We start from the raw sequence: 21429 nt of genomic DNA on the forward strand, positions 1-21429 counted from the left end.
TTCGATTCCGTACCATGAACGCCAATCTGTTCGCCCTGTTCGAATCCCGCTTTCCCGTCGACCGCAGCGCGTGCTGCATCGAGACCCATGACGGGCTGTACTACAGCTGGGATGACCTGGACCGTGCCACCGCCAAGATCGCCAACCTGCTCGCCGCGCTGAAGCTGCCGGCCGGCGCGCGCGTGGCGGTGCAGGTGGAGAAATCGCCCGAGGCGCTGTTCCTGTACCTGGCCACGCTGCGCGCGGGCTATGTGTACCTGCCGCTGAACACCGCGTACCAGGAATCGGAAATCGACTATTTCGTGGGCAACGCCGAGCCCGCCGTGGTGGTCTGCGGCAGCAAGAACTTCGGTTGGGTGTCGAAGGTGGCGTTCCGCCACAACACCGCGCACGTGTTCACGCTGGACGACGACCGCAGCGGCTCGCTGCTGGCCCGCGCGGCCGCCCAGCCGGACACCTTCCAGACCGTGACGAAGGGCGACGATGACCTCGCGGCCATCCTCTATACCTCCGGCACCACGGGCCGCAGCAAGGGCGCGATGCTGACGCACCGCAACCTGGCTTCCAACGCCCAGACGCTGCACGAATACTGGGGCTGGCGCAGCGACGACGTGCTGCTGCACATGCTGCCGATTTTCCACGTGCACGGGCTGTTCGTAGCTTCCCACGGCGCGCTGCTGGCCGGCGCCAAGATGATCTGGGCGCCCAAGCTCGACMTGGCGCAGATCCTTGCCTTCCTGCCGCGCGCGACGGTGATGATGGGCGTGCCGACCTACTACGTGCGCATGCTGCAGGAGCCGCGCTTCAACCGCGAGGTGTGCGRCAACATGCGGCTGTTCGTGTCTGGCTCGGCGCCACTGCTGCTGGAGACGTTCGACGGTTTCCGCGAGCGCACCGGCCACACCATCCTGGAGCGCTACGGCATGAGCGAGACCGTGATGCTGGTCTCGAACCCGTACGATCCCAAGCTCGGCGAGCGCATCGGCGGCACGGTGGGCATGCCGCTGCCGGGCGTGTCGGTGCGCGTGATGGATGGCGAGGGCAACCCCTGCGCGCCGGCCGCGATCGGCAATGTGGAGGTCAAGGGGCCGAACGTGTTCAAGGGCTACTGGCGCATGCCGGAGAAGACCGCCGAGGAATTCACCGCCGACGGCTGGTTCAAGACCGGTGACGTGGGCCGCTTCGGCGGAGCCATCGTCAGCCAGGCCGGCGAGCGCAAGGTGCCGGACGACTACCTGACGATCGTGGGCCGCAGCAAGGACCTGATTATCTCGGGCGGCTACAACGTCTATCCGAAGGAAATCGAGAGCTTTATCGACGAACTGCCGGGCGTGGTGGAATCGGCCGTGATCGGCGTGCCGCATGCCGATTTCGGCGAGGCCGTGGTGGCCGTGGTGGTGCGCAAGCCGGGGGCGGAGATCGACGAGGCGGGGATGATCGGCACGCTGCGTGGCCGTATCGCCAACTTCAAGGTGCCCAAGCGCGTGCACGTGGTGGACGAGCTGCCGCGTAACACGATGGGCAAGGTGCAGAAGAACGTGCTGCGGGAGCAGTTCGCCGCGCTGTGATGGATTTCCCCCTCGCCCTGTAGAACTGGGRGAGGGGGAAGCCGAACTACCTGTTTACTTCACCATCTGGACCGACCCATTGACCGACACGGTCACATGGGCTTTGCCGCCTTCCATGGGGATCGGCGCGCCGGCGTCTGCGGACATCGCCTTGGCGGCATACATGCGCGGCGTCGGCGGCACCACGCCGCCGCTGTCGTTCATCGACACTTCACGAATCGTATAACTGCTATAGCCGAACAGCTTGGTGCTGGTCTGGGCCTTGTCGCGGAACGCYGACACGGCCTGCTCGGCCAGCTTCGCCTCGGTGGCCTGGCGTGCCTCGCGCGAGAGCGAGAAGGCGACGTTCTGCACCTGCATCTGGTTGGCCAGTTCGCCGGCCAGCTTCGACACCGCCGCGAAATCCTTCGACTTCAGGATCACTTCCGAGCGCCCGCGCCACGTGCTGATGCGGCCGTTGCGGTCCGTGCTCGGATGGATGGTGAAGCCGCCCGACTGCGCTTCCACGCCCGAGGTGCGCTTGGCCTGCGCCAGCACGGCCTGCGTGCGGGCCGACAGCGCGGACGAGATCGCCGACGGCTCGGCGCCTTCCTGTTCCGCGGCCAGCGTCAGTTGCACCACGTCCGTGGGTACCTCGGTGACCGCCTCGGCGGACAGCGACAGTACGCCGGCGGGCGGCGGCAGGGTCTGGGCCGATGCCACGGCAGCGGTGGTACTCAGCAAAGTGGCCGCAAGCAGTTGTTTCATTGTTGTTCTCCCGATCAAAGTGGTGGCTTTCAGACGCCTTTCCGCGCACTTCGTTCCGTGCGCGGCTGCAATGACTGTATCCGGGTGTTTCGCCGTGTAATACGGAGGGAGCGGCGCGCTCAGAACGTCCGCCACGCCTTCCAGAGCATGTACGAGGCGAGGCAGGCCAACAGCACGGCGAACACGCGCCGCAGCGCGTTGACGTCCATGTTGTGCGCCGCCCGCGCGCCCAGCGGCGCGGTGAGCACGCTGGCGATGGCGATGATGCCCAGCGCGGGCAGGTACACATAGCCGAGCGAGCCGGCCGGCAGGCCGCCCACGTCCCAGCCGCCCCAGACGTAGCCGACCACGCTGGCGAGCGCAATCGGGAAGCCGAGCGCGGCCGACGTGGCCACGGCGTTGTGGATCGGCACGTTGCACCAGGTCATGAACGGCACGGAGATGAAGCCGCCGCCGGCGCCCACCAGGCTCGAGATCAGGCCGATGACCGACCCCACGCCGACCATGCCCGGTGTGCCCGGTAGCCGGCGCGCGGCCGGTGGCCGGCGGCTGCGCAGCATCTGGAGCGCCGAGAAGCCGACGAAGACCGCGAACAGCAGCGACAGCCAGCCGGTCTTGAGCACGCTGAAGATCTTGCCGCCGCCGATCAGGCCACCCACCAGGATGCCCGGCGCCAGCGCCAGCACAATGCCCCAGCGCACCGCGCCGCGCTTGTGGTGGGCGCGCACGGAGGAGAGCGAGGTGAACAGGATGGTCGCCATCGACGTGGCGATGGCCATATGGACGATGTGGCTGTCGGAGACCTGCATGGCTGTATAAAACAGCGTCAGGAAGGGCACCATCAGCATGCCGCCGCCCACGCCGAGCAGCCCGGCGCAGAAGCCGGTGAAGGCGCCGAGGATCAGCAGCCCCGGAATCAGGACAGGACTCATGGTCGCCCCGTCACTTCATCAGCCGTTCGGTGATATAGCGCCATTCGGCCGGCGTGACCGGCGTGATGGAGAGGCGGTTGCCGCGCCGGAGCACGACCATGTCCGCCAGCGCCTCGTGCTCGCGCAGCGCGGGCAGCGGGACCAGCGCGCTCTTGCGCACGAAACGCACGTCCACGAGCGACCAGCGCGGCTCATCGGGCTTCGAGGCCTTGTCGTAGTAATCGCTCTTGGGATCGAACTGCGTGGGATCGGGGTAGGGCTGGGAGCAGACCTCGGCCAGTCCGGCGATGCCGGGCTCGGGGCAGGAGGAGTGGTAGAACAGCACGCCATCGCCGATGCGCATCTGGTCGCGCATGAAGTTGCGCGCCTGGTAGTTGCGCACGCCCGTCCACGGCAGCGTGCCGCGCTTGGCAAGATCGTCGATGCTGGCTTCGTCCGGCTCGGACTTCATCAGCCAGTACTGGGGGGCGCGTTGGCCCGATTTGGCGGCGGGTGGCGTCACGATACCAGTATCCGTCGATCAAAGAAAAAAGGCGGTGGTTCTGAAAACCACCGCCTTCTGAGGGGTCCCCGCCTCGGCCGCTGGGTCGGCATCCTGAACCCAAGTGAGGTTCAGAGTGGCTGCGGAAGTCGCATTTTGGGTACATCACCCACTCAGGGAGTCCAGGCAGAACCAAGACTATGAATGCGGTGACGCGCTCGCCCACACGACATAATCCCGCACCATGCAATGCATATCGGTTCAAGGAGTTATGACCCTCACGAACCAGGCAGGGAAACTGTCAAACGTCTGACTTTATATTCACCTTACGCTGCGAGCAGCTGGGGTGATGTCAGACGTTTGCCGTTTCGAAACAGGATGGGATGAAAACGGCGGTCGGGCGCGATAACCTGACCTGTATGCTGCACCGGTAAGGCGTTTGTGCAGTCTGGCTACACTATACACCGCGTCGTCAGGCATACCAAGTTCGGCATGTYGCAYCGTTACATTTTCAACACCGGACATCGGCCAAATCCGACATTGCGCCATCGGCTTCACATGCCTGTCATGTGCGGCCGATGCGGTGTGATTTCAAGTCCGGCCAGATCCGTCCGATGTCGATGTCAGCCCGGCGCGCGCGGGTCGGTGCCCACGTGCGCGTACTGCCGCAGTGCCTCGTCGGCGCGCTCGTTCAGCTCGCGGATGCGGGCGCGCACGGCGTCCACGGGAATCTGCCCGTCCTCCTCCTGCTTGCGGCGCATGGCCAGCAGGTCCGAGGCGATGCTGATGGCCGCCATCACGGCCACGCGCTCCACGCCCTTGGCGGAGACGTTGCCCTTGAGCTTGTTCATCTGGTTGTCCACCAGCGCCACCGCCTCCAGCAGCGCGGCTTCGTTGTCTGGCGCGATGGCGAAGCGGTAGGGCTGCCCCGCGATGTTCACTTCGACTTGCTTATTGCTCATGCGTGTTCTCCGGGGGCGGGGTGCGCGCCGCTGGCATCGGGGTCCGAGCCGGTGGCCGGGGCGCCTTCGCCCAGCAGGTCGAGCTGGCGCGCATCGCTGGCCGTGGGCAGCTTGTCCAGAATCGACTGGATGCGCAGCTGGGCTTCCTCGATCTTGATATTGAGCAGTTCGCGGTCGGCCGCCATGGATTCGCGGTCCGTGCGCAACTGGCTCGCCTCGGCCCGCAGGCGGTCGATCTCCGCGCGCAGCCGCTGGTTTTCCGCCGCCAGGGTGTCTGCGTGATGCAGCACGCGCCCGATCTTGGCGGCCAGTTGTTCGAGTTCGTTGAGCATAGTGCCTGTCTGTCCGATGGAATGTGGGTCAGGTTTCGGGATTCTAGCCGATGCCGGATCGGCCACGTCGTCAACGAGACGTTTCTGACTGCAGCGTCGCCAGGAAGTTGCATCGATCGTCACGCAACGTGCGGGTAACCGGCCCCGGAGTGGACGGTTCCGCACCACGTCCGCCAGATTGACGGCCCCGGTGAAACTGCCTACACTCGCGCACGTTCCAGGTGCTCGCGACCCTGCCCACAGGGCCGCAGTTCAACGGGAAACAGGGAGTCCGGGGCGCGCCGCGCGCTGGGCCAACCTGTGCTGCCCCCGCAACGGTAAGCGACCGCGCRCGCGCCATGCGCCGCGCAAGGGCCTGCCAGCATGCCACTGATCCACCCCGCCATTTGACGGGGATCCAGCGATCGGGAAGGCGGCCGGCCTGATGTCGTCAGCCCGGATACCGGCCTGAACGCGGGCGCACCGCTCCACAGCGGCGCGCCACTTCGCCACAAGGCCCGCGGGGACGGGCCCGGCCGTACTTCCATCCATCCAGCAACATGCGTTCCTCGCTCCACAGGCAGACCGCCGCGACCCAGCCGCCGGTCCGCCCGCGCGTGCCCGCCATCCTGGCGGCCATCGCCGCCTTCGTGCCCGCCCTTGTACCCGCTTTCTACCCCGCCATGGTCCACGCGCAAGCCGCGCCGGATGCCAGCGGCGCCGCCCCCGGCCAGACGCTCGCGCCGGTGGTCGTCACCGCCTCGCGCACCGCGCAGGCCGTGACCGAGGCGCTGCCGCACACCACGGTGGTCACTCAGGAAGACATCGTCAACACCCARGCGCCGGACCTGCGCTCGCTGCTGCGCGGCCAGGCGGGCGTGGAGTTCGCCACCACGGGCGGCATGGGCGCCAACACCACGCTGTTCATGCGCGGCGCCAATTCCAACCAGGTGCTGATCCTGGTGGATGGCGTGCGCATCGCCGGTGCCAGCGGCGGCACCGCGCAGCTCAGCAATATCCTGCCGGACCAGATCGACCATATCGAGGTGGTGCGCGGCAACGTCTCGGCGCTGTACGGCTCCGACGCCATCGGCGGCGTGGTGCAGATCTTCACCAAGAGCGGCGCCGGCCAGGCCCCGGCGGCYAACGCTTCGGTGGAGTACGGCAGCAACAATACGCGCCAGGGCACCGTCGGCTATGGCGGGCAGGTGGGCGATACCTCGTTCAACGTYACCGGCTCGATGTTCAAGACCGACGGCTATTCGTCGATCGACGCCGCGAAATGGAATCGCGACAACCCCACGCGCGCCCGGCAGGGCATCGGCCCGAACCCGGCCGACAACCCGTACGAGAACAAGAGCGTCTCCGGCCAGGTGAAGCACAAGTTCAGCCAGGACTGGGACGCCGGCGTGGCCGCGTACTACTCCAACAGCCAGTTGTCGTACGACAGCACCAGCGGCAAGCCGACCGACGACCTGCGTATGGATAGCGAGCTGTACACGCTGTCCGCSTTCGTCAACGGCAAGYTGCTGCCCGACTGGCGCACCCATTTCAAGGTYGCCCAGAGCGAGGACCGCGCCGAAACCACCAAGAACGGCCTGTTCGACAGCCTGTTCAGCACGCGCTCGCGCCAGTTCAACTGGCAGAACGAGTACGCGCTGACGCCTGACCACACGCTGCTGTTCGGGACCGACTACCTCCAGCAGGAACTGTCGTCCAGCGCCTACAACGCGCCCATCCGCAATGTGTTCTCGGTYTACGGCGGCTACGAAGGCAAGATCGGCCGCCACCAGCTGCAGCTGAACGCGCGCAACGACCATTATTCGGACTTCGGCAACCAGGGCAGCTTCTTCGCCGGCTATGGCTTCCACCTGACCCAGGCGGTCAAGCTGATCGCCAACGTCAGCAACGCCTTCCGCGCGCCGACCTTCAACGAACTCTATTACCCGAACTTCGGCCAGCCGAACCTCCAGCCCGAGCGTGCGAAGTCGGCCGAGCTGGGCGTGCAGGTGGAGACTGCCGCCACCGGGTTGCTGCGCGTGACCGCGTTCGAGACCCGCTACAACGACCTGATCGTCTCCACGCAGCAGGCCAACGGGCTGTTCCTGGCGCAGAACGTCAACAAGGCCAAGGTGCAGGGGGTGGAGGCGTCCTGGCGCGCCAACCTGCTCGGCACCGATGTCGGCGCCAGCGTGACCTTCCAGAATCCGGTCGATGAGACCAACGGCACCCAGTTGCTGCGCCGCGCGCGCCGCCATGCGTCGTTCGATGTGGGCCGGAATTTCGGCGATTTCCGATTCGGGGGCGAGTGGCTGGTGTCGTCGTCGCGGATGGACAACGGCTCGCGCCGGCTGGGCGGATACGGTATCTTGAACCTCACCGCCCGCTACAACATCGACAAGCAATGGTACGTCGCCGCCCGCGTGGAAAACCTGTTCGACAAGAACTACCAGCTCGCCTATCCGTACGCCACGCAGGGCCGGGCGGGGTTCGTCACGCTGGGATGGCGCCAGAAATGAGGCCCGGCAAGGCGCCGCGCCCGGGCGGGGTCCGCCATGGCTGAGGCGCGCCGCGCGCTRGCCGTCTGGCTGGTCCTCGCCCTGGCGGGGCTGGCCGTGTTCGGCCTGTCGCTCGCGCTGGGCAGCGTATCGCTCGATGCCTCGCAGCTCTGGCAGGCCCTGACCGCCACCGATGCCGGCATGGCCGGSGCGATTGTCAGGGAATTGCGACTCCCCCGYGCCGTCGCCGCSTTCGCGTGCGGCGGCCTGCTGGCGCTCTCTGGCGCGCTGATGCAGGTGCTGCTGCGCAACCCGCTGGCCGAGCCCTATGTATTAGGCGTCTCGGGCGGCGCCGCCACCGGSGCGYTRCTGGCGATGCTGCTGATGCTGCCGCTGTGGACCGTGCAGGCCGGCGCCGCCGGSGGGGCGYTGCTGTCGATGGTGCTGGTGGCTTCGCTGGCGCGCCGGGACCTGCTGCACCCGCGCGTGCAGGGCGGCCACCACGAGGCGGGCGCCCGCCTGCTGCTGACCGGCGTGATCCTGGCCGCCGGCTGGGGCGCGCTGATCACGCTGATCCTGGCCATCGCGCCGGAATCGCGGCTGCGCGGCATGCTGTTCTGGCTGACGGGCGACCTCGGCGGCACCGCCAGCTACGGCGCCGCGCTGGCCACGCTGGCCGTGGCGCTGGCGCTGGCCATGCCGATGGCCCGCTCGCTCAACGTGATGCTGCTCGGCGAGACCGTGGCGCAATCGCTGGGCGTGCAGGTGGGCCGGGTACGGCTGGCCACCTTCCTGATCGCCTCGTTCGCCATCGCGGCGGCGATCACCACGGCGGGGTCGATCGGCTTCGTCGGCCTGGTCGTGCCGCATATGGTGCGGCTGGCCTGGGGCAACGACCAGCGGCTGCTGCTGCCGGCGTCGGTGCTGCTGGGCGSCACGCTGCTGATGGCGGCGGATCTGATCGCCCGCACCGTGATCGCCCCGACCCAACTGCCGGTGGGCGTGATTACCGCGCTGCTCGGCGTGCCGACCTTCCTTTATCTGCTGCTGCGGAGGCCGCGATGAACCACTGGTCTACGCCGCTYGCGCCTTGTCCCAGCCTGCACCTGCGCGAYGTCGCCCTGCGCACCGGGTCGCGCGTGCTGGTGGAGCATCTGTCGATGGCCATCGSGCCGGGCGAGTTCTGGTGCGTGGTCGGCCCCAATGGCGTGGGCAAGTCCACGCTGATGGGCGTGCTGGCCGGCCTGCGCGCGCCCGAGGGCGGCGAGGTCTGCATCGACGACATCCCGGTCACCCGCGCCGCGCCAGCCGCGCTCGCCCGCCAGCGCGCCTACCTGCCGCAGGCCGTGCACGACACCTTCTCGATGGCCGTGCAGGACGCCGTGCGCGTGGGACGTCATCCGCACATGAGCGGSTGGGGCTGGGGCCAGGGCGACGATGACCGCGTGGTGCGCGACGTCATGACCGAACTCGACCTCGACGCCCTGACCACGCGCGACGTCCTCACGCTCTCCGGCGGCGAGCGCCAGCGCGTGTCGCTGGCCGCCGCCATGGCCCAGCAGGCGCCGCTGCTGCTGCTGGACGAGCCGGTGGCCCACCTCGACCTGCGCCACCAGATCCTCGTGCTGGAACTGCTGCGCCGCCTGACCACGGCAGGCCGCCACGCGGCCGTCGTGATCCTGCACGATCTCAACCTGGCGCGCCGCTACGCCACGCATGCGCTGCTGATGTCCGAAGACGGTCAGGCGCTGCACGGCYCCGCGCCGGAWGTCCTCACCCCCGCGCAGTGCTCCCGCGCGCTGCGCACCCCCATCGTCAGCGTCAGCGACGGCCTCCATACGGCGCTGATTCCCGATGGGATGACTGGAAATTCGTAAATGAGCGATATCGACAACAACCCGCCGGACACCCCGGAAACGCCCGACACCCCAGACGATGCCGGCCGCGACGCCCGCCACAAGGCCCGCATGGCGCGCAAGAAGGAAGTGGTGGACGCCAAGATCTCCGCCGCGCAGACCGAGCGCGGCGTGATCGTGATCACCACCGGCAACGGCAAGGGCAAGTCCAGCTCGGGTTTCGGCATGGTCGTGCGCGCGATGGGCCACGGCATGCGCACGGGCGTGGTGCAGTTCATCAAGGGCGCCATCCCGAGCGGCGAGGAGATGTTCCTCCAGCGTTTTCCGGAAGCCTGCGAGTTCCACGTGATGGGCGAGGGCTACACCTGGGAGACCCAGGACCGCGCGCGCGACGTGGCCAAGGCCGAGGCCGCCTGGGAAATCGCCCGGCGCATGCTGCAGGATCCGGCCATCGGGCTGGTCCTGTTCGATGAACTGAATATCGCGCTGAAGCTGCACTACCTCGACGTGGAGCAGGTCATTGCCGACCTGCGCGCCCGTCCGCCGATGCAGCACGTGGTCATTACCGGCCGCGGCGCGCCGCCGGCGCTGGTCGAGGCCGCCGACACCGTGACCGAGATGACCCCGGTCAAGCACGCGTTCCAGCAGGGCATCAAGGCCCAGCGCGGCGTAGAAATGTAAAGACACTGCGGAAATGACGATGTCCACCTTCACCGACACCCCCCTGCAACTTCCCCCGATCGCCCCGCTCGATGACTCGCTGCGTGCCGCGCTCCAGGCCGCCATCGACGACAAGACCAAGCCGCCCGGCTCGCTGGGCCGGCTGGAGTCGCTGGCGATGCAGATCGGCCTGATCCGGGGCGAGACCCAGCCGGTGCTGACCCGCCCGACCATCATCGTGTTTGCCGGCGATCATGGCGTGGCCGATGCCGGCGTGAGCGCTTTCCCGCCCGAAGTCACGGCCCAGATGGTGCTGAACTTCCTCGGCGGCGGCGCGGCGATCAATGTCTTCACGCGCCAGCACGGCATGGTGCTGGAAGTGGTGGATGCCGGCGTGCGCGCGCCGCTGCCGGCCGCGCCGGGTCTGGTCAACTGCCGCGTGGCGGACGGCACGCGCAATTTCGTCGAGGAAGCCGCGATGACGCCGGCGCAGGCTGGCGCGGCCATCCAGGCCGGCATGGCGCGCGTGCTGCGCCATGCGGAGCAGGGCACCAAYGTGATCGGYTTCGGCGAGATGGGTATCGCCAACACCTCCGCCGCCGCCTGCCTGATGAGCCGGCTGACCGGCCTGCCGCTGGCCGACTGCGCCGGGCGCGGCACCGGGCTGGACGACGCCGGCGTGGCCCGCAAGCGCGAGATCCTCGAGCGCGCGCTGGCCCGCCACGCCGAGGTCACCGCGCCGCTGGACGTGCTGGCSACCTTCGGCGGCTTCGAGATCGCGGCGATGACCGGCGCCTACCTGGCCGCCGCCGCCTGCCGCATGGTGATTCTGGTCGATGGCTTCATCGCCTCCGCCGCGCTGCTGGTGGCGGCACGGATCGACCCGACCGTGCTCCAGTACTGCGTGTTCTCGCATTGTTCCGATGAGCGCGGCCACAAGGCCCTGCTGGCCGAGTTCGGCGCCGAACCGCTGCTGGCCCTGAACCTGCGCCTGGGCGAAGGCACCGGTGCGGCGCTGGCGTGGCCGCTGGTGGCGTCGGCGGCGGCGTTCCTTAAGGAAATGGCGACGTTCAGCGGTGCCGGCGTGAGCCCCGGCGCGGCCTGATCGGAATCCGGAAAACCCGACCATGGCCGACGAACTGCGCTTCTTCCTGACCGCCCTCGGCTACTTCACGCGCGTGCCGTTGCCGCAGCGGCTGGCCGGCTGGGTCGGCTTCCAGCCGCACTACCTCAACGCGGCGGCGCGCTACTTTCCGCTGGTGGGTCTGCTGGTGGGCGTGGCCGGCGCGCTGGTCACCTGGGGCGCGCTGGCGTTGTGGAGCGCGCCCGTGGCGGTGGCGCTGGGCATGATCGCCACGCTGCTGCTGACCGGCGCRTTCCATGAGGATGGTCTGGCCGATTGCGYGGATGCCTTCGGCGGCGGCTATCGGCGCGAGGACGTGCTGGCCATCATGCACGACTCGCGCGTGGGCGCCTTCGGGGCCATCGCCATCGTCATGGCGCTGCTGCTCAAGTGGCAATTGCTGCTGGCCACGGGCGAGGCGGGCGGGCTGGCCGTGCTGCTGGCGGTGCTGGTGGCCGGCCATGGCGCGAGCCGGGCGATGGCCATCTCCTTCCTCGCCACGCACGACTATGTGCGCGCRGAGGGCAAGGCCAAGCCGGTGGCGCAGCGGCTGGCCGGGGCCGGGTTGCTGTTCGCGCTGGTCTGCGGCGTGGCGCCGCTGGCGCTGCTCGGGCCGACATTCGCGGGCGTGGCCATCGTCGTGCTGGTTGTCGTGCGCGCGGCGCTGGGCGCGTACTTCGTGCGCCGGCTGGGCGGCTATACCGGCGATTGCCTCGGCATGGCGCAGCAATGCGGCGAACTGTCGATCTACCTCGTGGCGGCCGCATGGACGTGGTCCTGATCCGCCACGCCCGGCCGGAAGTGGCGCCGGGCATCTGCTACGGCGCGCTGGAYCTCGCGCTGGCGCTGCCCGTCTCRCCGCCCGCCGAGCRGATCGTCGCCACGCTGGACGGTCTGCGGCCGGACCGCATCCTGACGAGCCCGGCGGCCCGCGCGCGCGACACGGCGTCGGCCTTGTCCCACGGCATCGACACCCGCATCCATCCGGAAATCGAACCGCGCCTGCGGGAGCTGGACTTCGGCCAGTGGGAAGGGCGGGAGTGGGCGACCATCGACCGCGCCGATCTCGATCACTGGGCGGCCAACCTGATGGCGGCGCGTCCGCACGGCGGCGAGAGCGCCGCGCAGGTCATGGCGCGCGTGGTGGACTGGGCCGGATCGCTGCCGGCCGACGCCGGGGGCTGCCTSTGGGTGGTGACCCACGCCGGCCCYATCCGCATGCTGGCTGCGYACTGGCTGGGCCTGCCGCTGGCGCGCACGCTGGGGTGGGAATTGGGCTTTGGGGCCACGTGCCGCTTCCATCTGGATGGTGCGGATGGCATGGGCGCACGGCTCGGCTGGTGGAACCGGCTGTCGAACTAGATCGAATCAACGAGGATCAGGACGGCCGGCGCGAGCGCGCGATATCGAGATCCTTGCAGATCTCGGCCGCGCCCTGCACCACGCGCGGGCCGGCGCGGTTGACCAGGTCACCGTCGATGATGAACAGGTTGTTGCGCGCCACCGCCGTCACCGACTTCCATTTTTCCCACATCGAGAAATCCGCCAGCGGCTTGTCCGGCCGCGTGGCGCCGATGCCCGCCGTCATCATCGCCTCGGGGTTGCCGGCCACCACCGCTTCCACGGACACGGTCGGCACCAGCGGCGGCTCGTTCCCGAACAGGTTGCGCCCGCCGCACAGCGCCAGCATGTCGCTGACCATGTGCTGGCCGTTCAGCGTCATCAGCGGCTGCTGCCAGACCTGATAGAAGACCGTCACCGGCGGCCGGTTGGCGTAGGTCTTGCGCAGCGTCTCCACCTGCTGGCGGAAGTCCGCGGCGGCGCGCGTGGCCACCGGGCCGGTATCCATCAGCTTGCCGAGCTTCTCCAGGTTTTCCGGGATCGATTCGAGCTTGCGCGGCTCGCTGTAGAACAGCGGCAGCCCGAGCGCGCGCAGGCGGTCGGTCTGCTTCTGCGCGTTGCCGTGGCGCCAGACCACGATCAGGTCCGGCTTCAGCGCGGCAAYCCGTTCGAGGTCCAGCGCCTTGTTGTCGCCCACGCGCGGCAGGTCGCGCGCCTGCGGCGGGTAGTCGCTGTAGGAGACCGTGCCGACGATGCGGTCGCCGCCGCCAGCGGCGTAGAGCAGCTCCGTTACATGCGGCGCCAGCGAGACGATGCGGCGCGCGGGCTGGGCCAGCGTCACGGTGTTGCCGGCATCGTCGATGACCGAAACGGCCGCGTGGGCGGTGGAGGTCAGGAGCGCGGCAAGCAGGGCCAGCGCGGCGGTGGACTTCGTCATGTCAGGGTGCGAGAGAGGAGGTGGCGTCGGCCAGCGCGCGGTCAAGCCGGCGCCAGCAGGGTTCGTCATCGGGYGGCAGGCCCAGGCGCAGGCTGGCGGGGCAGCCGCCGGCCGCATCGAACAGCCGGGTCCACACGCCTTGCTGCGCCAGCGCCGCGTGCAGGGCCGGCGCGCGGGCATCGGGGATCCAGCTGAACAGCGGCTGCGACACCGGGGCCAGCCCGTGCTCGCGCAGCAGCATGGCCAGCCGCTGGCCAGCGGCGGCGAGCCTGACGCGCGCGGCGTGCTGCCAATCGGCATCGGTGAGGGCATGCTGGGCGACGGCGCGCGCCGGTCCGGAGACGGTCCAGTGGCCGAGCTGATCGCCAAGTGCCGCGAGCAGGTCCGGCGCCGCGAACACGAAGCCGCAGCGCACGCCCGCCAGCCCGTAGAACTTGCCGAGCGAGCGCAGCACGACGAGGCCCGGCGCGGCGGCGTCCGCCACCAGCGACGGCGCGGCCAGCGCATCCATGAAGGCTTCGTCCACGACCAGCGTGCCGTGCCGGGCCGCCACTTGCCGATGCCAGTGGCGCAGCGTCTGCGCCGGCAGCASCCGTGCGGTGGGGTTGTTCGGATTCACGACCACCAGATGGTCGAGGTCATCGGCCAGATCAACCCGGGCGAAATCGGCTTCATCGAGCGGCACGACCGTGTGCCCGGCCAGCGCGAACGCCGGGGCGTACTCGCTGTACCCGAGCGCGGCAATGCCCACCCGCCCGGGCCGCAGCAGGCGCGGTAGCGTGCGGATGGCCGCCTGCGAGCCGGCGACCGGCAACGCGTGCGCACCGCCGTAGGCGCGCGCGGCGATGTCCGCCAGGGCGTCGTCATCCTGCGGCAGCCGTTGCCAGACCTCGGCGGGCAGCGGCGGCACCGGGTAGCCGTCCGGATTGATGCCCGTGGACAGGTCGAGCCATTCGGCCACGGGCCGGCCATAACGGCGCGCGGCGGCGAGCAGGTTGCCGCCATGGCGGATCGGGGCGATGGCGGTCATGGGGCCATCCCCATCGTCATCGCCAGCGGCACGCTCAGCATCGCCAGCCCGAGCCAGAGCCACAGCGTGCGTTGCACCAGCCGCAGGCAGGCATCGACATGGGCCGCGCCGGGCCGCTCGCCCACGCCGAGGGGCGGCCGCTCCTCCCACTCGCCGTGATAGCGCGCGCCGCCACCGAGCGCCACGCCCACCGCGCCGGCGCCGGCCGCCATCACCGGACCCGCGTTGGGGCTGGACCACGCGGGCGCCTGCGTGCGCCAGCAGCGCAGCGCCTGCCCGGTAGCGCCGAGCAGCGCATAGGTCAGCGCGGTCAGCCGGGCGGGGATCAGGTTGAGGCCATCGTCGATCCGCGCGGCGGCCCAGCCGAAATGCAGCAGGCGCGGCGTGCGATAGCCCCACATCGCGTCGAGCGTATTGGCGAGCCGGAACACGATCGCCGCCGGGGCGCCGCCGATAAAGAACCAGAACAGCGCGCCGAAGATCGCATCGTTGCCGTTTTCCAGCGCCGATTCGCAGGCGGCACGGGCCAGCGCCTCGGCGTCGGCATCGGTGGTGTCGCGGGAGACGATGCGCGCGGTCAGCCGGCGGGCATCGACCAGGTCATGGCGCGCCAGCGCGGCGGCAATCGGCGCGATGTGCTGCGTCAGACTGCACGCGCCCAGCGCCGCGTAGAGCGCCACCGCGTGCAGCGCCCAGGCCAGCGCCGGGTGCGCCTGCTGCGCAAGCGCGACCAGCCCCCAGGCCAGTGCGGCCGGCACGAGCACCATCGTCGCCCAGGCCAGCAGTCCGGCGGTGCGTTGGCGTAGTGAGGAACATGCGGGGCGATTAAGACGCGCTTCCAGCGCGGCGGCCAGACGGCCGAAGCCGACCAGCGGATGCCAGCGGCGCGGCTCGCCCAGCCAGCGGTCCAGCAGCACGCCGGCGAGCGCGGCGGCCACGCAGGCCGCCCAGGACATCATCAACATGGTGGGAAGATCACGCGGGGTCGGCGCCCTTGACCGCAACCGGAATGCCGGCCACGAGCAGGCGCACGCGGTCTGCGGCGGCGGCCAGCTTCTGGTTCAGGCGGCCCAGTTCGTCCACGTAGAAACGGGTGATGGCGCCCGTGGGCACCACGCCGAAGCCGATCTCGTTGGAGACCAGGATCACGTGGCCCGGCAGCATCGGCAGCGCGGTGAGCAGCGCGTCGATTTCCTCGGTGAAGGCGGGCGGYGGGGTAATCACGCCGTACTCGGGGTAGGCGCGGTTCTCGTCGAAGATCAGGTTGTTGAGCCAGAGCGTGACGCAATCGACGAGGATGCAGCCGTCATGGCGCGCGTGCGCGTAAAGGGCGTCGGCTAGGTGTACCGGCTCCTCCACCAGCGCCCAGTCGGCCGGGCGGCGGGCGCGGTGCAGCGCGATGCGCAGCTCCATTTCCTCGTCGGCCGGCTCGGCGTCATGGCGCGCGGTGGCGATGTAGGTCACCGGGCCGCACGTCAGCGTGGCGTGGTCCGTGGCGAGCTGTTCGGCGAAATGGCTCTTGCCCGAGCGCGCCCCGCCCAGCACCAGCGTGAGCATGCGCGGGACCGCCGTACCGGCCTGCGGCTGCGGCGCGGTCTCCGTCTCGGGCGTGCTGGCAACGGCGGCGCCGGCCGACGCGGGGTCGGCGGGTCCGGTGATGCCGAGTGACTTGGCGATGGCCTTGGTTTCCATCCGGCGTATTGTAGCGGCGGCATGCGGTGCCCGCACGCATGGAACTTGCAGGGCCACCGCGCGTGGCGCACCGGCCGGGCAACGACGCTGCGATAATCGCGCCATGCAATCGAAAACTATTTCCAGCGCTGCGCCGCTGGCCGGCGGGCGTGCCCTGCGCGGCACCCTGATGGTCCAGGGCACCACCTCCGATGCAGGCAAGAGCACCATCGTCGCCGGCCTGTGCCGCGTGCTGGCGCGCGCCGGYGYGGCGGTGGTGCCGTTCAAGCCGCAGAACATGGCGCTGAACAGCGCGGTGACCGTCGATGGCGGCGAGATCGGCCGCGCGCAGGCGTTGCAGGCGCAGGCGGCGGGGCTCGCCCCCCATACGGACATGAACCCGGTGCTGCTCAAGCCGAGCAGCGACATCGGCGCGCAGGTCATCATCCACGGCCGCGCGCGCATGGATCTGGACGCCCGCGCCTATCACGCCTACAAGCCGCAGGCGATGGCCGCCGTGCTGGAGAGTCACGACCGCCTGAAACAGGCGTACGAAGTGGTGCTGGTGGAGGGCGCCGGCAGCCCCGCCGAAATCAACCTGCGCGACCGCGACATCGCGAACATGGGGTTTGCCGAGCGGGTGGACTGCCCGGTGGTGCTGGTGGCCGATATCGACCGGGGCGGCGTGTTTGCCCATCTGGTGGGTACGCTCGATTGCCTGTCCGAGACCGAGCGCGCGCGCGTGACCGGTTTCATCATCAACCGCTTCCGGGGGGATATCCGCCTGCTGGAGCCGGGGCTYGACTGGCTYACCGCGCGCACCGGCAAGCCGGTGTTCGGCGTGCTGCCTTACCTGCACGGGCTGCAYCTCGATGCCGAGGACGCGATCATCGACGCCCAGCCCGCCCGGGAWGGCGAYGACGTGCTGCGCGTGATCGTGCCGGTGCTGCCGCGYATCTCGAACCATACGGATTTCGACGCCCTGCGCGCCCATCCCGGCGTGGACCTGCGTTTCATCGGCCCGGGCATGCCGGTGCCGCCGGCGGACCTTGTGATCCTGCCCGGCAGCAAGAGCGTGCGCGCGGACCTGGCCTTCCTGCGCGCCAACGGCTGGGACCACGCGCTGGCGCGGCATCTGCGCTATGGCGGCAAGCTGATCGGCATCTGCGGCGGCATGCAGATGCTGGGCCGGCGGATTCATGACCCGGACGGCCGTGAAGGCCCGGCCGGCAGCAGCGATGGCCTCGGCTGGCTCGACTTCGACACCACGCTGGCCCCGGAAAAGCAGTTGCGGCAGGTCGGCGGCCGGCTGGCGGGCGATGACGCGGCGCCGGTACGCGGCTACGAGATCCACCTCGGCGTGACCGAGGGGGCGGCGCTGGATCGGCCCGCTTTGTGGCTGGAAGACAACATTTCGGGCGATGGGGCCGGGCGGCCCGATGGCGCCCGTTCGGACGACGATCAGGTGCTGGCGACCTACGTCCACGGCCTGTTCGACGACCCCGCCGCGTGCGGCGCGCTGTTGCGCTGGGCCGGTTTGCGGCACGCGGAGGGGGTGGACCTCGACGCGCTGCGGGAGGCATCGATCGACCGGCTGGCGGACACCATGGCCGCCCATCTCGACCTGGCTGCGTTGCTCGGACCGCTTTCAGGGCAGTCCTGACCATTCAGTCCGGGGCGCCGAGCCGGTAGACTATCGCAGCCATCGGTTCCTGGAGCTTTTCATGCCGGTAGTCGTGATCGCGAATCCCAAGGGCGGCGTGGGCAAGACCACGCTGGCCACCAATCTGGCGGGCTATTTCGCCCGCCACGGCCATGCCGTGATGCTGGGCGACACGGATCGCCAGCAGTCCTCGCGCGCCTGGCTGGGGCTGCGTCCGGCCGCCGCGCCGCCCATCCGCACCTGGGAAATCAATGGCGATCACATCGCCCGGCCACCCAAGGGCACCACCCACGTGGTGCTGGACACCCCGGCCGGCCTGCACGGCTGGCGCTTCGGCGATGTCATGAAGCTGGCGCACCGCGTGGTGGTGCCGCTGCAGCCGTCGATGTTCGACATCCTCGCCACCCAGGACTTCCTCACCAAGCTGGCCGATGAAAAGCGCGTGCGCCACGGCGAGGTAGCCGTCGGCGTGATCGGCATGCGCGTGGACATGCGCACGCGCGCGGCCGAGCAATTGCAACGATTTGTCGAAGGTCTTGGCTTGCCGGTGCTCGGCTACCTGCGCGATACGCAGAACTACGTGCAACTGGCCGCGCACGGGCTGACGCTGTGGGACGTGGCGCCGTCACGCGTGGCGCGGGATTGGGAGCAGTGGCAGCCGATTTTGCACTGGCTCGATGGGGGTTCGGCGATGCRGCCKGCCGCGCCTTCCCCTTCAGCCGCCTGAACTCCCGGTCAGCCGTCGCAGCAGCGCGTCCACATCGACCCACGTCACCCGGCGGATCGGCACCATCAGGTCGGTGCCGGGGAACGGGTCGTCGAAACTCGCCGATTCCTCGCCGCCCAGCGCCTGGTAGAACGCCCGCGCCTGGGCGTTGCCATCCAGCACATAGAGAAACAGGGGCTTGCCGGGCCATTCGTAGGCCACGCGCGCGGCGCAGTGCGTCATTAGCCGCTTGCCGAGGCCGAAGCCCTGGTAATCGGCCATCACATGGAGGTTGTCGAGGTAGATGCCGTAGCCCGGTTCGGCCAGCGGCATCAGGCAACTGAAGCCGGCCGGCTTGCCGTCCACGCGCAGGATGGTGACGATCAGCGGCGCCTCGGCGTCCTCCAGCATGCGYGCGCGCCAGGTGGCGAGGCGCTCGGCCGGGGCGTGGTCTTCGAGGTATTCGGTGGGAATCAGGCCGCCATAGGCGCGGCGCCAGCTGTCGGTGTGCAGCGCGGCCAGCAGGTCCGCGTCAGCGGCCGTGGCGGGGGCGAGTTCGATATCGGACATGGCAGGGCAGGTGTGGGCAGCGCACGACGGCAACGCCCCCGCACGATCACCGATCTTAACGTGCCACTGTTAGAATCGCGAATTCTTCGCATTTGCATTTGCGGGCTGCCCCACAGATGCCGAGCGGTCGCCTCCGGTGTGGTGGATCGGCACCTTATTTAGTGACTGATGCGGCACTCTACAATCCCCAATCCGCCCCTGACACCATGGTCTCCGGCCGTCTTCGTACCGTCTTCCTCAAGCTCCATCTCTATATCGGCCTGACTTTCGGCCTGTTGTTCGTGCTGATGGGCCTGACCGGCACCATGATTGCGTGGCGCGAGGAACTGGACACCTGGCTCAACCCGGACCTGCTCGTGGCGTCCTCGTCGGCGCGGATTCCGGTGGGTGCGGCCACGGTGGAGACGGTGACCGCCAAGCTGATGGCCGACCCGCAGTACGGCAAGCCGAACCTGCTGATGCTGCCCACGCACGAGCACGGCGTGTTCACCGCCTATTACCCGCTCAAGGGGCCCGAGGCCGGGCTGGGGCGCTCSCGGCAGGTGATGATCGATCCGATCACGTTGACCGTGAAGGGTGAGCGATTCTGGGGCATTCCGGGGCTGTCGCGCCAGCAACTGATGCCGACGCTGTTCCACCTGCATCGCTACCTGCTGAGCGGCGAGACCGGCAAGACCATCACCGGCGTGGGCGGCATGATGCTGCTGATCCTGGTGCTGGTGGGGATCGTGCTGTGGCTGCCGAAGCTGACGGCGCGCGGGCTGAAGCAGTCGGTGCGCATTGCGCACGGCGGCTCGTGGTCGCGCTTCACCTACACGCTGCACCGGGCGGGCGGCATCTTCGTGGCGCCGGTGCTGGCCACCATCGCGTTCTCGGGCTGGTACCTGAATTTGCCGAAGTGGGTCACGCCGATCATCAGTAGCGTGATGACGGTGAGCCCCAACGACAAGCCGCAGTCGGCCACGCCGCCGGCTGGCGTGCACGCGATCACCCCGGCCCAGGCCATGACGGCCGCCCAGCGCGAGTATCCGAACGCGCTGGTCACGCGCATCGGCCTGCCCCGCAAGCCGGGCGATTCCTATGAGATGCGCGTGCGCCAGCCCGGCGAAGTCCGTAACGACAGCGGCTCCACGCGCCTCTGGCTGGACGCTTACACGGGCCAGCGCCTCGGCGCCCGCGACCCGCTGGCTGCGGAAACGCCGTCCGGCGACACCCTCATCACCTGGCTGTACCCGCTGCACTCCGGCGAAGCCTTCGGCACCCCGGGCCGCGCCTTCATCACCGCCTTCGGCCTGATCCCCCTGATCTTCGCCATCACCGGCGTGCTGATCTGGTGGAAACGCCGCAGCGGCCACCGCCGCCATCTGGCGCGGGAACGGGAGAGGATGCTGCGGGCGGGGTGAGCGGGGGGTTAGTTCATCGAGACACTGCGCAGCGGCGTGACGAGGCCAGCAAGCTCTCGCTCGGCCAGTTGCGCCGCGGCCAGCAGGCTGTCCCAGTCGTCGGGCGGATTGCCGTTCGCCAGCATCTTCGCGAACACGCGGTACGCATCGGTCTTGCTTTCGTAGGCGCGCTTGGTGGTCTCGTCGTTGACCCAGCCAAACACGATGACCTTCTGCTGCGCGTTGAAGCGGTAGAACAGCCGGTACTGCTGGAAGAACCGCGCGCGGCACCAGTGCTTGTGCGTGTCGCCCAGCGTCCCCCCGAGCCGGTATTCGGCGTTCGACGGGTCGGACGGAATCCTGTTCATCATCAACTCGAAGATCGCCCTGAGCCGCTTCGCGGCGTTCTTCTGCCGATAGCCTTCCGGATCTTTYCTTGCCAGCSCCTCGACGGTGWTGGYCAGCGACGTCAGTTGATCGATGAACAGCGGATGGGCGTACAACCGCCACCCGTTGACGACCGGGGTCTCGGTTTGCGGCTCTGCCATCAGTCTTCGTCCGGCAGCGGGGCGTCGAGGTCGATCYCGATTCGATTCGTCAGCTTGTCGATCCGGGCCAGCAGTTCCACGCTCAGTGCACGCAGGCGTTCCGGATGCTGGGCGATGTCGCGCTCCAGCAGGTCCAGGAAGGGGGCGAGTGCCGGGTCATGGGATACCGYCGCGCCCGTTGCTCGCTGCATGACGACTTCGCCACTTGGCCGCACCACGTAACGGATCTTGTCGCGGCGCTCAAGTTTCAACGCGCGCCGGATGACGTCGGGCACGGTGGTCTGGAATCGGTCGGTCAGCGACGATTCCGCCTCGACAACGGCCTCCTCGGGCGCGTGGTACACGAGCGGCATGGTGGAACTCCTCAACACAATGCCGTCATGGTAATGCATTTGCATTACATGAGCAATGCAAATGCATTACCGATGGGCCGAAAAAAAGCC

Annotated in this window: 23 protein-coding genes, 1 other RNA gene and 1 riboswitch; of the genes, 11 read left to right on the forward strand and 13 right to left on the reverse strand. The window is 69.0% G+C overall.

Annotated features, from left to right (window positions below):
* The first annotated feature begins 14 nt into the window (after nucleotides 1-14).
* Entirely contained in the window at nucleotides 15-1568 is a 1554-nt protein-coding gene (locus tag AB4Z27_RS24560) for a malonate--CoA ligase (RefSeq protein ID WP_441645477.1), read from the forward strand.
* A 54-nt stretch (nucleotides 1569-1622) separates the two neighbouring features.
* Here AB4Z27_RS24560 and AB4Z27_RS24565 read toward each other — a convergent pair whose 3' ends face one another.
* The 6 genes from AB4Z27_RS24565 to AB4Z27_RS24590 all read right to left on the reverse strand — a co-directional run bounded on the left by AB4Z27_RS24565 (nucleotide 1623) and on the right by AB4Z27_RS24590 (nucleotide 5022).
* Nucleotides 1623-2315, reverse strand: coding sequence for an SIMPL domain-containing protein (locus AB4Z27_RS24565; protein ID WP_441645478.1), 693 nt, complete (start codon nucleotides 2313-2315; stop codon nucleotides 1623-1625).
* Between the two features lie 119 nt (nucleotides 2316-2434).
* On the reverse strand, nucleotides 2435-3247 hold the full coding sequence (locus tag AB4Z27_RS24570) for a sulfite exporter TauE/SafE family protein (RefSeq protein ID WP_092290744.1): 813 nt from the start codon (nucleotides 3245-3247) through the stop codon (nucleotides 2435-2437).
* Nucleotides 3248-3257: 10 nt separating this feature from the next.
* Nucleotides 3258-3698, reverse strand: a complete 441-nt coding sequence (locus AB4Z27_RS24575; RefSeq protein WP_441645501.1) for an EVE domain-containing protein — start codon at nucleotides 3696-3698, stop codon at nucleotides 3258-3260.
* Between the two features lie 112 nt (nucleotides 3699-3810).
* Nucleotides 3811-4027, reverse strand: a non-coding RNA gene (gene ssrS / locus AB4Z27_RS24580) — 6S RNA.
* Nucleotides 4028-4351: 324 nt separating this feature from the next.
* Nucleotides 4352-4690, reverse strand: coding sequence for a cell division protein ZapA (locus tag AB4Z27_RS24585; protein WP_092290740.1), 339 nt, complete (start codon nucleotides 4688-4690; stop codon nucleotides 4352-4354).
* On the reverse strand, nucleotides 4687-5022 hold the full coding sequence (locus tag AB4Z27_RS24590; protein ID WP_092290738.1) for a hypothetical protein: 336 nt from the start codon (nucleotides 5020-5022) through the stop codon (nucleotides 4687-4689). The genes AB4Z27_RS24585 and AB4Z27_RS24590 overlap by 4 nt, the downstream gene beginning before the upstream one ends.
* Nucleotides 5023-5223: 201 nt before the next feature.
* Nucleotides 5224-5487, forward strand: a riboswitch (cobalamin riboswitch).
* Nucleotides 5488-5561: 74 nt separating this feature from the next.
* Here AB4Z27_RS24590 and AB4Z27_RS24595 point away from each other — a divergent pair.
* Genes AB4Z27_RS24595 through cobC form a run of 7 tightly spaced genes read left to right on the forward strand, consistent with a single transcriptional unit; the run spans nucleotide 5562 to nucleotide 12500 of the window.
* A complete protein-coding gene (locus AB4Z27_RS24595) occupies nucleotides 5562-7520 on the forward strand; it encodes a TonB-dependent receptor plug domain-containing protein (RefSeq protein ID WP_441590724.1) in 1959 nt (652 codons plus the stop codon).
* A 36-nt stretch (nucleotides 7521-7556) separates the two neighbouring features.
* Nucleotides 7557-8564, forward strand: a complete 1008-nt coding sequence (locus AB4Z27_RS24600; RefSeq protein WP_441645479.1) for a FecCD family ABC transporter permease — start codon at nucleotides 7557-7559, stop codon at nucleotides 8562-8564.
* Nucleotides 8561-9376 carry an ABC transporter ATP-binding protein gene (locus tag AB4Z27_RS24605; RefSeq protein ID WP_441645480.1) on the forward strand — a complete coding sequence of 272 codons (816 nt, stop codon included), beginning with the start codon at nucleotides 8561-8563 and terminating at the stop codon, nucleotides 9374-9376. Before AB4Z27_RS24600 ends, AB4Z27_RS24605 begins: the two co-directional genes overlap by 4 nt.
* On the forward strand, nucleotides 9377-10036 hold the full coding sequence (cobO, locus tag AB4Z27_RS24610) for a cob(I)yrinic acid a,c-diamide adenosyltransferase (RefSeq protein WP_092290730.1): 660 nt from the start codon (nucleotides 9377-9379) through the stop codon (nucleotides 10034-10036).
* Nucleotides 10037-10055: 19 nt separating this feature from the next.
* Nucleotides 10056-11120 (forward strand): nicotinate-nucleotide--dimethylbenzimidazole phosphoribosyltransferase, encoded by a 1065-nt coding sequence (gene cobT / locus AB4Z27_RS24615; RefSeq protein ID WP_092290728.1) that lies wholly within the window; start codon nucleotides 10056-10058, stop codon nucleotides 11118-11120.
* Nucleotides 11121-11142: 22 nt separating this feature from the next.
* Complete coding sequence (locus tag AB4Z27_RS24620) at nucleotides 11143-11919, forward strand: adenosylcobinamide-GDP ribazoletransferase (RefSeq protein ID WP_441645481.1); 777 nt, start codon at nucleotides 11143-11145, stop codon at nucleotides 11917-11919.
* Nucleotides 11904-12500, forward strand: coding sequence for an alpha-ribazole phosphatase family protein (cobC, locus tag AB4Z27_RS24625; protein WP_441645482.1), 597 nt, complete (start codon nucleotides 11904-11906; stop codon nucleotides 12498-12500). Before AB4Z27_RS24620 ends, cobC begins: the two co-directional genes overlap by 16 nt.
* A 16-nt stretch (nucleotides 12501-12516) precedes the next feature.
* On the opposite strand, the gene AB4Z27_RS24630 is transcribed toward cobC, so the two are convergent.
* The 4 genes from AB4Z27_RS24630 to cobU are packed head-to-tail and all read right to left on the reverse strand — an operon-like array spanning nucleotide 12517 to nucleotide 16138.
* Nucleotides 12517-13416 carry a cobalamin-binding protein gene (locus tag AB4Z27_RS24630; RefSeq protein ID WP_441645483.1) on the reverse strand — a complete coding sequence of 300 codons (900 nt, stop codon included), beginning with the start codon at nucleotides 13414-13416 and terminating at the stop codon, nucleotides 12517-12519.
* 1 nt (nucleotide 13417) lies between these two features.
* Nucleotides 13418-14446 carry a threonine-phosphate decarboxylase CobD gene (cobD, locus tag AB4Z27_RS24635; protein ID WP_441645484.1) on the reverse strand — a complete coding sequence of 343 codons (1029 nt, stop codon included), beginning with the start codon at nucleotides 14444-14446 and terminating at the stop codon, nucleotides 13418-13420.
* Nucleotides 14443-15411: an adenosylcobinamide-phosphate synthase CbiB gene (gene cbiB / locus AB4Z27_RS24640; protein WP_441645485.1), complete on the reverse strand. Its 969-nt coding sequence runs from the start codon at nucleotides 15409-15411 to the stop codon at nucleotides 14443-14445. Before cbiB ends, cobD begins: the two co-directional genes overlap by 4 nt.
* Nucleotides 15412-15421: 10 nt before the next feature.
* Nucleotides 15422-16138, reverse strand: a complete 717-nt coding sequence (gene cobU / locus AB4Z27_RS24645) for a bifunctional adenosylcobinamide kinase/adenosylcobinamide-phosphate guanylyltransferase (protein ID WP_092290717.1) — start codon at nucleotides 16136-16138, stop codon at nucleotides 15422-15424.
* Nucleotides 16139-16307: 169 nt separating this feature from the next.
* Here cobU and AB4Z27_RS24650 point away from each other — a divergent pair, with 169 nt between their 5' ends.
* A complete protein-coding gene (locus tag AB4Z27_RS24650; RefSeq protein ID WP_441645502.1) occupies nucleotides 16308-17780 on the forward strand; it encodes a cobyric acid synthase in 1473 nt (490 codons plus the stop codon).
* Between the two features lie 61 nt (nucleotides 17781-17841).
* A complete protein-coding gene (locus AB4Z27_RS24655; RefSeq protein WP_441645486.1) occupies nucleotides 17842-18507 on the forward strand; it encodes a nucleotide-binding protein in 666 nt (221 codons plus the stop codon).
* Here AB4Z27_RS24655 and AB4Z27_RS24660 read toward each other — a convergent pair.
* On the reverse strand, nucleotides 18496-19056 hold the full coding sequence (locus AB4Z27_RS24660) for a GNAT family N-acetyltransferase (protein ID WP_441590711.1): 561 nt from the start codon (nucleotides 19054-19056) through the stop codon (nucleotides 18496-18498). The two genes, AB4Z27_RS24655 and AB4Z27_RS24660, sit on opposite strands and share 12 nt — an antisense overlap.
* A 206-nt stretch (nucleotides 19057-19262) precedes the next feature.
* On the opposite strand from AB4Z27_RS24660, the gene AB4Z27_RS24665 reads away from it, so the two are divergent.
* Nucleotides 19263-20459, forward strand: a complete 1197-nt coding sequence (locus tag AB4Z27_RS24665; protein WP_441590709.1) for a PepSY-associated TM helix domain-containing protein — start codon at nucleotides 19263-19265, stop codon at nucleotides 20457-20459.
* A gap of 8 nt (nucleotides 20460-20467) precedes the next feature.
* Here the strand turns inward: AB4Z27_RS24665 and AB4Z27_RS24670 are convergent, their stop codons facing one another.
* Both AB4Z27_RS24670 and AB4Z27_RS24675 read right to left on the reverse strand, forming a co-directional pair.
* Nucleotides 20468-20986, reverse strand: coding sequence for a type II toxin-antitoxin system YhaV family toxin (locus tag AB4Z27_RS24670; RefSeq protein WP_441645487.1), 519 nt, complete (start codon nucleotides 20984-20986; stop codon nucleotides 20468-20470).
* Nucleotides 20986-21339, reverse strand: coding sequence for a type II toxin-antitoxin system PrlF family antitoxin (locus AB4Z27_RS24675; protein ID WP_441645488.1), 354 nt, complete (start codon nucleotides 21337-21339; stop codon nucleotides 20986-20988). The genes AB4Z27_RS24670 and AB4Z27_RS24675 overlap by 1 nt, the downstream gene beginning before the upstream one ends.
* Nucleotides 21340-21429 lie beyond the last annotated feature (90 nt).

Origin of the sequence: Cupriavidus sp. KB_39, from assembly GCF_052114485.1 — a bacterium.
Taxonomy (GTDB): Bacteria; Pseudomonadota; Gammaproteobacteria; order Burkholderiales; family Burkholderiaceae; genus Cupriavidus.